Source organism: Zhengella mangrovi (assembly GCF_002727065.1).
Taxonomy (GTDB): Bacteria; Pseudomonadota; Alphaproteobacteria; order Rhizobiales; family Rhizobiaceae; genus Zhengella; species Zhengella mangrovi.
Genome location: NZ_PDVP01000011.1, coordinates 52,890 through 64,375, shown reverse-complemented (window position 1 = coordinate 64,375; position 11,486 = coordinate 52,890). Strand labels below are relative to the sequence as shown.

The 11,486-nt window shown below is 68.0% G+C and carries 9 protein-coding genes; 3 read left to right on the top strand and 6 right to left on the bottom strand.

The features are described from left to right. Positions 1-224 precede the first annotated feature (224 nt). On the bottom strand, positions 225-1,979 hold the full coding sequence (locus CSC94_RS16555) for a cobalamin-dependent protein (protein ID WP_099307478.1): 1,755 nt from the start codon (positions 1,977-1,979) through the stop codon (positions 225-227). 84 nt (positions 1,980-2,063) lie between these two features. Between CSC94_RS16555 and CSC94_RS16550 the strand changes: the two genes are divergently transcribed. Then, positions 2,064-2,822: a pyrroline-5-carboxylate reductase dimerization domain-containing protein gene (locus CSC94_RS16550; RefSeq protein WP_099307477.1), complete on the top strand. Its 759-nt coding sequence runs from the start codon at positions 2,064-2,066 to the stop codon at positions 2,820-2,822. Between the two features lie 40 nt (positions 2,823-2,862). On the opposite strand, the gene CSC94_RS16545 is transcribed toward CSC94_RS16550, so the two are convergent. Continuing rightward, on the bottom strand, positions 2,863-3,708 hold the full coding sequence (locus tag CSC94_RS16545; RefSeq protein WP_165784470.1) for a phytanoyl-CoA dioxygenase family protein: 846 nt from the start codon (positions 3,706-3,708) through the stop codon (positions 2,863-2,865). A 117-nt stretch (positions 3,709-3,825) separates the two neighbouring features. Between CSC94_RS16545 and CSC94_RS16540 the strand changes: the two genes are divergently transcribed. Both CSC94_RS16540 and CSC94_RS16535 read left to right on the top strand, forming a co-directional pair. Next, positions 3,826-4,506: a GntR family transcriptional regulator gene (locus CSC94_RS16540; RefSeq protein ID WP_099307475.1), complete on the top strand. Its 681-nt coding sequence runs from the start codon at positions 3,826-3,828 to the stop codon at positions 4,504-4,506. A gap of 81 nt (positions 4,507-4,587) precedes the next feature. Continuing rightward, positions 4,588-5,877: an MFS transporter gene (locus CSC94_RS16535; RefSeq protein WP_099307474.1), complete on the top strand. Its 1,290-nt coding sequence runs from the start codon at positions 4,588-4,590 to the stop codon at positions 5,875-5,877. On the opposite strand, the gene CSC94_RS16530 is transcribed toward CSC94_RS16535, so the two are convergent. Genes CSC94_RS16530 through acsA form a run of 4 tightly spaced genes read right to left on the bottom strand, consistent with a single transcriptional unit; the run spans position 5,862 to position 11,050 of the window. Continuing rightward, on the bottom strand, positions 5,862-6,098 hold the full coding sequence (locus tag CSC94_RS16530) for an acyl carrier protein (RefSeq protein ID WP_099307473.1): 237 nt from the start codon (positions 6,096-6,098) through the stop codon (positions 5,862-5,864). The genes CSC94_RS16535 and CSC94_RS16530 overlap by 16 nt on opposite strands. Beyond that, positions 6,095-7,273, bottom strand: coding sequence for a dihydrolipoamide acetyltransferase family protein (locus CSC94_RS16525; RefSeq protein ID WP_099307472.1), 1,179 nt, complete (start codon positions 7,271-7,273; stop codon positions 6,095-6,097). Before CSC94_RS16525 ends, CSC94_RS16530 begins: the two co-directional genes overlap by 4 nt. A 4-nt stretch (positions 7,274-7,277) precedes the next feature. Continuing rightward, positions 7,278-9,266 (bottom strand): pyruvate dehydrogenase (acetyl-transferring) E1 component subunit alpha, encoded by a 1,989-nt coding sequence (gene pdhA, locus CSC94_RS25060; protein ID WP_099307471.1) that lies wholly within the window; start codon positions 9,264-9,266, stop codon positions 7,278-7,280. Then, positions 9,263-11,050, bottom strand: coding sequence for an acetate--CoA ligase (gene acsA, locus CSC94_RS16515; RefSeq protein ID WP_205853335.1), 1,788 nt, complete (start codon positions 11,048-11,050; stop codon positions 9,263-9,265). Before acsA ends, pdhA begins: the two co-directional genes overlap by 4 nt. Positions 11,051-11,486 lie beyond the last annotated feature (436 nt).

The window sequence follows — 11,486 nt, the reverse complement described above, 5'->3', positions numbered from 1 at the left end:
AAATCGCCGCGCCGATGCGATGGCCGGGGCGCCTGGCAACCAGAATGCTCGGTTGGTTCGGATTCATTCCCGCCAGCGGATCAGCGTCATGTAACCCTGCGTCAGGTTGCAGAAAAGCGCGGCACACTTAATCAATGGTAGAAGCAAACGTGTCAGATATCGCCCTTCCGGCATGCGAAAGCCCCGCAATCGCCGGTTTTCCGGGCTGCCGGCAGCCGCTCCGCTCAGGTCTTGGAGCCGCCGTCGCCCCTGCCGGACAGATCGCGCAGGACGGCGAGCATGTCGTCGAGCCCGGAGCAAGGCACCGCGCCCTCCTGGCGGATGTCCTCGCGGACGTCCCGTGGCAGGCCGGAGTTCGTGTCCTCGGGGATCTGGTTCAGCTTGCCGCCGGCCATGACGGCGATCGTGGCGCCGCGCCGCGCCAGTTCCCGCCGGACGGCACGGACATAGGTCAGCGCGATCCCGTTGTAGGTGCTGATGGCGATCGCGTCCGCCCCCTCCTCGCAGGCCCGGGCAACAAGGACTTCCGGATCCACCGCCGTGCCGGCATCAACCGCCGCGACGCCGAGCTGCTCCAGCGCCTGGCGCACCAGGTAGGCGCCGTGCTCGTGCACGTCGGTCGTCCCGATCACCACCCGAAGGTGCCGCAGCGCATCGGCGTCAGGCGCGGCCTTGCGCACCCAGCTGTCCGCCATGGCATCGAGCTCCTCCGCCCAGTCTGCCGGGATGAGCGCCGCCCGGCGTTCCCCGTCGTCCCGGCCCTGGCCCCAGAGCGCTTCAATCCGTTTCGGTCCCAGCCGCCGGATCGCCAGCATGAGGGCGGCCGGGTCGCCCGTGTCCACCCCGCGCCCGGCAAGTCCGGCAAGAACGGCCGCCGCGAAGCGATGGCCGCCACTGCGCAACGCCTGCGCCATCGTGTCGATGGCCGGCCGGTCCCAGAGTTGCCCGTGCCCGGCCGCGTGCTCCGCCAGCCTGGCGGCGAAGCATTGCGCGTCGAGGATCTCGTCGACGTCCGGGATGCGCTGGTTCTCGGTCACCGGCACCGGGTTGATCGCATGGCCGGTGTGGGCCGCCTGCAGCGCGACGATATCGGCCAGCAGGTAGCTTGCCAGGCTGGCGAAATTGGCCGCTGGCGCACCGCGATAGGCCACCGTGTTGCCGAACAGCATCGTGCCCGGCGTCTCCACTTCGGCGGCCATGGCCGCGTGGAAGGCCGCACGGGCCAGCGGCCGCGAGAAGTGATGCCCGAAGCAGAAGGACGCCCGCGCCCCGACAAGGTCCTCCACGATGTGCTTTTCGATCAGCATCATGCCGAAGGCGCTGGTCATGTCGAGGAACAGGCCGGCGAACCCGTCGTCGAGGTTGGAGTGAACCAGGATGTCCGCATTCTGCGCCGCGATCAGCCCGAGCGCCGTGACGGTGGCTTCCGTCATCGCCACGTCGTCATCCCAGTAGGGCAGGCGGAAGGTGAAATACTGGCCGAGATTGCCGATCGCCGTCGCCCCGGCCGCCAGCGCGGCCTGCGTGTTGTGCAGTGCTCCCGGCAGTCCGAGCATGAAATCCCCGAAATGCGCCGCGGCCGGGCTGGCATCGGTGATGCGGCGGAAATCCTCCGGCCCGGTGAGCACGATGCCGGTGCCCCGGCTGGCACCGGCGCGCCGCTCGGGCGGATAGCCCATCGACCAGTCCAGCGTGATGCCGAAGCGGTCGATGCGCACGCCCTGCCTGTCCGCGGTCTCGTGCAGGTGCCGGATGGCGTCCACGGTCCGGTCGATGCTGCGAAAGCCGATATGAGCGTGCTGCATCATCCGGCCGTCGCGCATCGCCTGGCGCTTGTACTCGGCCTCCGAGGCGACGCCGGCGCTGGCCAGGAAAAGATTGCCGCCGAGCCGCCAGTCGCCGGCAAGCGAGCGGCCTGCGGCCAGCAGGTCGGTGCCCGGCTGCATTCCGGGCGCGGTCAGGGGAAGGCTGGACGTCATGGCGCGCCTCCGCACCGGCCGGGGGCCGGGTGGTCAATCATCGGGTGAGAAGGTATCAGCATTCGGGCAAAGAGGAGAGAAGGCATGAAACTGGGTGTCATCGGCGTCGGCCATATCGCCGGATCGGTTCTGGAGGGTCTCTTGCGGGCAGGCATTGCCCCGCAAGGCATCCTGCTTTCGCCGCGCGGACATGGCCCGCAACTGGCCGAACGCCACGGCTTCACGCTGGCCGCCGGCAACGCCGCGCTGGTCGAGGCCTGCGACCTCGTCCTGCTGGCGGTCCGTCCCGCCCAGGCGGCCGAGGCCCTGCGCGGGTTGCCGTGGCAGCGCCGTCATGTCGTTGCCTCCGCCTGTGCCGGCGTGACGATCGCCGAACTGGAGGCTGTCGCCGCCCCGGCCCGCGTCGCGCGCATCATGCCGATCACGGCGTCGGAACTCGGCGCCAGCCCGACGGTTGTCTTCCCGGTTTTTCCGGAACTGGCCCCGCTTCTGGAAGCCATAGGAACGCCGGTCCCGCTTTCCGGCGAAGACCAGTTCGAGGTCGCGACCGTCAGCGCGGCGGTCTACGGCTGGGTCCAGGACCTGATCCGTACCGGGACGGACTGGAGCGCACGCCACGGTCTTGACCCGCGGATCGCCCGCCTGCTCATGGCGAAGACCTTCGTTGCCGCCGGCCGCATCCAGGGCGAACAGGAGGCGCCCATGGACGACATCCTCGCCAGCCTTTGCACGCCGGGCGGCATCACCGAGGCTGGGTTGAACCACCTGGCCGGAAAGGGCGTTGGCGAGGCCTGGGAAGGCGCCTGCGACCTCGTCCTGCGCAAGCTGGCCGGCAAGGCCTGACGCACCCGCCAGGCCAGCTTTCCCGGCCGCTGCCGGGCGGTCAGGACGCTGGCGGCCCATCGTGCCCGATGGTGAAATTGTTCCCCGCCCGGTCCTGCCCGCTGACGAGGTAGAGCGGCCGGACGCCATAGCCCTGCGCCGGGTGCTTCCTGCCGGTTTCCGCACCCAGCGCATGATCGTAGAACGACGTGGCCGGCATCAGCCGCACGATGAACGCAGCCCGGCGCTGGTCGGTGTGGTTCGCAGCCGAACCGTGGATCATGTAGACGTCGTGGAACGAGACCTGGCCCGCCCGGATGATCAGCGGCTCCGCATCGCCCTCGTCGAAATGATCGGAATCGGTCACCAGGTTGATCGTCTTGTCGGTTCCGTCCTTCCAGGAATGGCTGAACAGTTCGTGCGCCTTGTGCGATCCGGGGATGAATTTCATCGGCCCGTTCTCGGGCGTGACGTCATCCAGCGGAATCCACATGGTCAGCGTTTCCAGCGGCCGGATCGGGTAATACTCGCCGTCCTGGTGCCAGGGCGTTTCCTTGCCGTTGCGCGGTGGCTTGCCGAACAGCGTCGTGCCCCAGAGGATGATGTCGTCGCCGATCAGTTGCCGGGCGATCGCCATCAGTTCCGGCTGCGTGGCAAACTCCAGCCATTTCTCCGACCCCTTGATCCCCATCGACCCGCCATTGGTCTGGTGCGGGGCGAGGATGATGTCCGATTCCACCTGCGGATTGCGCGCCAGCAGGTCTTCGTATTCCTGCCGCATCTCCGCGATCAGTGCCTGCGGGATCTCCCACTTCGGCACGATCCACCCTTTCTCGTGGTACTGGGCGACTTCCCGTTCGGACAGGCGGGCAGCCTCGGTCCGGTCCGCGTTCATGGCTTCCGTCATGCGCCTCTCCTCATGCGTCTTTTGCCGACAAGATTGTCGACAGGTTTGACGGCATGATTGACGACACCCTGTCGATCTGTCAAGGACAGGGGAATTTCGCATCGGGGGGAGGACGTCATGGTCCGCACATCCGCAAACACGGTCGATATCGCCTATGACGACCTGCGTGACCGGCTGGTGACCTTCCAGGTGAAGCCCGGCGCACGCCTCAACGAGTCGGAAATCGCGGCGGCCCTCTCCATGAGCAGGGCACCGGTCCGCGAGGCTTTGAACCGGCTGATCGCCGACGGCCTGGTCAGCTTCGTTCCCGGGCGCGGCTTTTTCGGCCGCAAGCTGAGCGTCAGCGAGATCGCCGATCTCTACGATATACGCCTCGACCTGGAGACGGGCGGACTGCGGCGCATGATCGAGACGGTCCCGCCGGACGATCTCGCCGCTTTCCTTGCGCGCTGGCGCGCGACCGGCGAACGGGCCGAGGCCATGGCGCTCCCCGACCTCGTGGCCGCCGACGAGGCCTTTCACCTCGAGATCGCCGAACTTGCCGGCAACGCGCAGCGCGTCCGGGCCCTGCAGAACATCAACGATCGCATCCGCTTTGTCCGCCGCATCAACCTGGAAACGCCGCAACGGCACGCCGATGCGCTGGCCGAACATGGCCGCCTGCTCGAGGCCGTCGCCGCGCGCGATCCGGAACGGGCGGTCGTGGTCCTGCGCGATCATCTGGCCCGGTCGAACGAGGAAGTCCGCTTGCAGGTCCAGGGCGCGCTCACGCGCATCTATGCCGACGACGTCGCCTGAACCGGCCGACCGCCGATGGCCGTGTCCATCCGTGCTTATCCGGCATAGAGTGAAAGACCGGGACGCGTGGAGGGGACGTCGATGAAAAGAGGCAGCAAAGACCTCTATTACGGATGGGTGGTGGTGGCGATTGCCTTTGTCACCATGGCCGTCGCCGTCAATGCGCGCACCGGCTACTCGCTTCTGCTTCCGCAGATTTCCCGGGAATTCGGCTGGGCGACCGCCACGACGTCCGGGCCGTTCTCGCTCGGCTTCCTGGCGTCAACCGCCTTCGTGCCGGTGCTTGGCATCCTGATGGATCGCTACGGACCGCGCATCGCCATCCCGTTCGGCGCCCTTCTCGTTGCAGCCGGCTATGCCGGCGCCGTGGTCATCCAGTCGCCGGTCGGACTCTACATGGCGCTCGGCCTGCTGGCCGTCATGGGATCGATGGCCATGAGCTACATCGGCCATTCGATGTTCCTGCCCAACTGGTTCGTGCGCCGGCGCGGCCTGGCCATCGGCATTGCCTTTTCGGGCGTGGGCATCGGCGCCATCACGCTTTTGCCGCTCCTGCAATGGACCATTGACACCCATGGCTGGCGCACCGCCTGCCTCGGCATCGCGGTCCTGACCCTGGCAGTGGTCCTGCCGCTCAACTTCCTGTTCCAGCGCACGCGCCCGCAGGACATGGATCTCCTGCCGGACGGCGCGGGCGAACCCGTGGCGGCGTCCCGCGGCCCGGCGCCGGGGGAAGGCGATGCCAGGACCGGGCCGGCCATCGAGTGGACACTCGCACTTGCGCTGAAAAGCGGCCGGTTCTGGTGGATATCCGGTGCCTATTTCTGCGGCCTCTTCGTCTGGTATTCGATCCAGGTCCACCAGACCAATTTCCTGCTCCGCGAGGGCGTGGATTCGGTCACGGCGGCATCGGCGCTGGGGCTCGTCGCCCTGTTCGGCGTGGTCGGCCAGATCGCGCTCGGCGCGCTGTCCGACAAGGTCGGACGGGAAATGGCCTGGACGCTGGCGCTCGGCGGTTTCGCCGCAGCGGCCGCCCTGCTCGCGACCGTCGACTTCGGCCACGATCCGCGCATGATCTTTGTCATGGCGGCTGTCCAGGGCCTGCTCGGCTACGGCGCCGCCGCCATCTATGGCGCGATCCCGGCGGAGGTCTTTTCCGGCCCGCAGTTCGCGCGCATCTTCTCCATCCTGTCGCTGTTCGGCAATTTCGGCGCGGCAACCGGCGTTCTCGCGCTCGGTGTCATCGATGACCTATACGGCGGCTACCGCCCCGGCTGGTGGCTGTGCGTCCTCGCTTCCGCCTGTTCCATCGCCAGCATGTGGATGGCCGCACCGGGCAGGGCCAGGGCTGCCGGTCAGCCTTCCAGGTAGTCCAGCATGGCGTTGACCGAACCCATCTGGCCATAGTCGCTTTCAGGCATCTCCGCCCCGGTCTCCTTCGACAATGCGGCCACGAGGGTGAGGAAATCCATCGAATCGATATCGAATTCCTCCCGAAGGTCACCGTCCCGGTCGACATCGGCCATGCCGATGTCCGGGGCGATACGATGCAGTTCGCGGGTCAGGATGGCTTCCAGTTCCGAGCGTGTCATAGGGTCTCCGGTTCCAGCAGAAGGCGGCCGATCCGGTTGAGGAAAAGCGCGCCGCGATGGCCGTCGCTGACGCGATGGTCGGCCGACAGTGTGAGGGTGACGGTGCGCGCCGCGACCACCTTGCCGTCACGCACCCAGGGCCGTTCGGCCGGTGTGCCGAAGCCGAGAATGGCCACCTGCGGCGGGTAGATGACGCCGGCAAGCAGGTCGACGCCACGCTCGCCAAGGCTTGAGATCGTGATCGTCGGGTCCGACAGTTCGCGCTGGCGGAAGCGGCCGGCCCGGACACGGGTGACGAGATCCCGCATCGCAGCCATAACCGCGTCCAGCGAAAGGCCCTGGGCGTCATGGATCGCCGGCGCGACCAGCCCGCCGCCGCGCAGGTTGATGGCCATGCCGGCATGGACCGAGGGGGCCGGGGTGAAGGCACCATCGTCGAAGAACCCGTTGAACTCGGGATACTTGCCGACCGCTAGGGCCACCGCCTTGACGAACAGCGCCGCGAGCAGCAGCCGGTCGGCCGGTCCACGATCCTTGTTGGCGCGGGCGACGAAATCCTCCGCCGCGCCGATGTCAACGGTATGGGCAAGGTAATAGTGCGGGATCTCCCGTTTCGACCGCACCATCGCGGCGGCGATCGCCGCGCGCATGCCGCTCATCCCGTCCGGGGCCGGGGCGGCGGGCTGAGCCTTCTCCACGTCGGCCAGCACGATGGCCCCGCCGGGGCCGCTCCCCGCAAGCCTCGCTGCATCGATGCCGAGGCGCTCGGCCAGCCGGCGCGCGGCCGGGGAAATGCGGATCCGCGTCGCGGTGACGAGGGATTGCGGATCAGGCGGCCGGATTTCTGCCGATGCCGCCGGCCGGGCCTCTGATGGTGCCGGCGGCGCTTCCGCCACGGCGGCGGCCGACGCGGCCGGTTCGGGCGCCGCTTCCGCTTCGCCTTCGCCGCGAATGACCGCCAGCGGCGTGCCGACCGGGACGGTGGTGCCGGGAACGGCCTGCAGCTCCTCGACCACGCCGTCCTCGAAGACCTCGATCTCGATGGCTCCCTTCTGGGTCTCGATGACGGCGATGATGTCGCCGCGCTTGACCGCATCGCCCGGCTTGACGAGCCATTCGGTCAGCGTTCCGGCCTCCATGTCCGAGCCGAGCGAAGGCATGCGGAAGACGCCCACGGGATCAGCTCCTGCCCATCAGGGCCAGCGCGGCGGCCACAATGCGGTCGGTCTGCGGAATGGCGGCCTGTTCCAGGTGGTGGGCATAGGGGATCGGCACCTCCGCGCTGCACACGCGCGCCAGCGGCGCGTCGAGGTCGAAGAAGGCCCGTTCGGCCAGTTGCATCCCGATCTCGGCCGACAGGCTGCCGGTCTTCCACCCTTCGTCGACCACCAGCGCCCGATGGGTGCGCGCCACCGAGGCGATCACTGTCTCCATGTCGAGCGGACGCAGGCTGCGCAGGTCGATGACCTCGGTCTGGATGCCCTGCGCCGACAGCGCCTCCGCGGCGTCGAGCGTCTTGAACAGCGACCCGCCATAGGTGATCAGCGTCAGGTCGCGGCCCTCCCGCCGCACCACCGCCTTGTCGATGTCGACGGCCCCGGCGTTGGCCGCCAGCGGGCCGGAACGGTTGTACAGCATCACGTTCTCGAAGATCAGCACCGGGTCCGGGTCCTGGAGCGCGGTCCACAGCATGCCGCGCGCATCCTCCAGCGTCGCCGGCGCCAGCACGCGCAGCCCGGGGATATGCGCGTACCAGCCTTCCAGGCTGTGCGAATGCTGGGCGGCCAGCTGCTTGCCCGCGCCCGTCGCCATGCGGATGACGAGCGGCACGGAGAACTGGTTGTTCGACATGTGCCGGATGGTCGCCGCTGTGTTGAGGATCTGGTCGAGCGCGAGCAGCGAGAAATTCACCGTCATCAGTTCGACGATCGGCCGCATGCCGGCCATGGCCGCGCCGATCCCCGCGCCGGTGAATCCGGATTCCGAGAGCGGCGTGTCGCGGATCCGCTCCGGTCCGAACCGCTCGTAGAGACCCATGGACACGGCATAGCACCCGCCGTAGCGCCCCACGTCTTCGCCCATCAGGAACACCCGGTCGTCCCGCTCCATCGCCTCGGCGATGGCCGCCTTCATGGCCTCGCGATAGGTGGTCTGGACCGTTTCGCCGGGCGCCGCGGGCTCAGGCGCCGCCGGCCTGTCTTCTGCCGTCACATGGTGCGCCAGCGTCTCCACCGGCTCCGTGTCCGCCGCCTCGGCGAAGGCGACGGCCGCCGCGACCTCGGCATCCACGTCCGCGTCGATCCGCGCGACGTCCTCGTGGTGGATGAGGCTGTTCTGTTCCAGCCATCCCTGGAAGCGCACGATCGGCCCCTTCTGGCGCCAGGCCTCCACCTCGTCCTTGTCGCGGTAGAGCTGCGCGTCGAACATCGAGTGGGCGCGGAACCGGTATGTCCGGCATTCCAGCAGGAAGGGCTTTCCCGTTTCGCGGATGCCCTCGAGCGCCTGCCGGCCCGCCGCCTCGACGGCCACCACGTCCATGCCGTCGACCGTCGCGCTCTGGACGTCGTAGCAGGAAGCCTTGCGGGCGATGTCGGTCACCGCCTCGGACCGGTCCAGCGCCGTACCCATGGCGTACCCGTTGTTCTCGCAGACGAAGAGCACCGGCAACCGCCACAGCGCGGCTAGGTTCATCGCCTCGTGGAACTCGCCCTCCGCCACCGCGCCCTCGCCGAAGAAGCAGGCGGTGACCGCGCCTGTCCCGCCCATCCGGTCGGCCAGCGCCAGGCCCACGGCGAGCGGCAGTCCGCCGCCGACGATGGCATTGCCGCCAAAGAAGTTCGCCTCGCGCGAGAACAGGTGCATGGACCCGCCGCGCCCGCCGGCGCAACCGGCGGCCTTGCCGTACATTTCCGCCATGACCGCGTTCATCGGCAGCCCGCGGACCAGCGCGTGCCCGTGCTCGCGATAGGTCGCGACGATGCGGTCGTCGGCCGACAGCAGCGGGATGAGACCCGCGGCCACGGCTTCCTCGCCGTCATAGAGATGCAGGAACCCGCGGATCTTTTCCTGCGAGTAGAGCTCCGCGCACTTGGCCTCGAAATGGCGCACGCGGATCATCCGGGCCAGCAGGTCGAGCACATGGGCATGGTCCAGTCTGGGCTTGGTCATGTTTCGTCGCTTTCCAGGGTCGAGATGTCGCCCTCCGCCAGGCCGAGCTCGCGCGCCTTGAGCAGGCGCCGCATGATCTTGCCGCTGCGCGTCTTGGGCAGGTTGCCGCGAAAGGCGATGTCCTTGGGCGCGACCGCAGGCCCGAGGCGCTTGCGCGCGTGGCCGATCAGGTCGAGACGCAGGTCCTCGGACGGCTCGAAGCCGGGCTTCAGCGCCACGAAGGCCTTGACGATCTCGCCCGCGGTCTCGTCGGGAATGCCGATGACGCCGGCCTCGGCCACCGCCTCGTGCTCCATCAGCGCGCTTTCCACCTCGAACGGGCCGATCAGGTGGCCGGCGCTCTTGATGACATCGTCGGCCCGGCCGACGAACCAGAAATAGCCGTCGTCGTCTTTCATGGCGAGATCGCCGGACAGGTACCATCCACCGGAAAAGCACTTGGCGTAGCGTTCCTCCTCGTGGAGGTAGGCCCGCATCATCGATGGCCATCCCGGGCGCAACGCCAGCTCGCCGACCGTGCCCGGTTTTCCGATGGCGTGTGCCACGCCGTCCCTGCGGGTGACGATGGCCGCCTCGATGCCGGGCAGCGGCTTGCCCATCGAGCCGGGCTTGACGTCCATCGAGGCATAGTTGGCGATCATGATGCCACCCGTCTCGGTCTGCCACCAGTTGTCGTGGAAAGGCATGCCGAAGACATCTTCCCCCCACATCACCGCCTCCGGGTTCAGCGGTTCGCCGACGCTCGCCATGAAGCGCAGGGCAGATAGGTCGCGGCCGGCCGCTAGCTCGCGGCCCGCCTTCATCAGCATGCGGATGGCCGTCGGCGCCGTGTACCAGACGTTCACCTTCTCCGCCTCGAGGATTGCGTACCAGCGTTCGGCGTCGAAATCCGCTTCGTCGATGATCATCGTCACGCCGTTGGAAAGCGGCGCGATGATGCCGTAGGACGTGCCGGTGACCCAGCCGGGATCCGCCGTGCACCAGTAGATGTCGCCGGGCTTCAGGTCGAGCACCGTTCGCCCGGTATAGGTATGGGCGATCACCGCCTGGTGGACATGCACCGCGCCCTTCGGCTTGCCCGTCGTGCCGCTGGTGAAGTGCAGAAGCGCGGTCTCTTCCGGCGCCATGGCCTCGGTCTCGAACGTATCGCCAGCCCCGTCCATCAGCGCCGCGAGGTCGTGAAGGCCGGCATCGCCGCCGCCATCCGCGTCAATCAGCAGGACCGCCCGCAGGTCCGGCAGTCCGGACAGGATCGGGGCCACCTTGCGCCGGTAGAGCGCCTTCGACGTCACCAGCACGTTGGCGCCGCCGATCTCCATGCGCGAGCGCACCGGCTCCGGCCCGAAGGCGGAGAACAGGGGCGAGTAGACGCAACCGGCCTTCAGCGTGCCGAGCGCGGCGACGTAGAGTTCCGGAACCCGGCCCAGCAGCGAATAGACCCGGGCGCCCCGCCCGATGCCGAGCCCGCGCAGCACGTTCGCGAAACGGCTGGTGCGCCGGTCCAGTTCGCCATAGCTGATGTCGCTGCGCTGGCCGGCCCTGTCGATCCAGCGCATGGCGATCCGTTCGCCGTCCGGCCTCGCGTGGCGTGTCACCGCCTCGTGGGCGATGTTGAGCTTTCCGCCCGCCAGGCCCTCGACGAGGTCCGCGGCCTTGTCCCAGGAGAAGGCGGCGCGTTCGGCCGCGTAGTCGGGCATGTTGGCGGCGGCCCTTCGGCCCGCGCTCTTTTCGATGACCGGGTAGCGCATCATGGCCTCCTCTTCCCGCGCCGCCGGAAACGGCATCAGGCGATCTTCGCCGGACCGGGAGACCGGCGGACAAGCACCTTCCCCGTCTCTTCCCGGTGACTTGGAGCATCAGACACCACGGTGCAGGCGCACGGCATTGACGGGCATCAATGTGCGCACGCCGGAAGCCCGGTTTGCGGCTGGCCCGATCATGGCGCAAGTCAACGATTTTTATGGGAAAACCGCGTCAAAGACGGCAAAAACTGTCCTGCTCGCGACACGATATTGTGTCGGCAAAATACATCTTTTCAGCGATTGGAATTTGTGTCTTCCTTCGCGTCAATGGAGAGGCCGGATGTGACGCTCCCGACGATGTTGAAGCCCTTGCCGAAGGTGCGCGGCTAGGCCTTCCCAGCGCTGCGGACACACGAACGACATTTCACAACTGGGTTTGCCCGGGCCGGGGTCCGGGTAATCAACGTGGCGGGTCAAC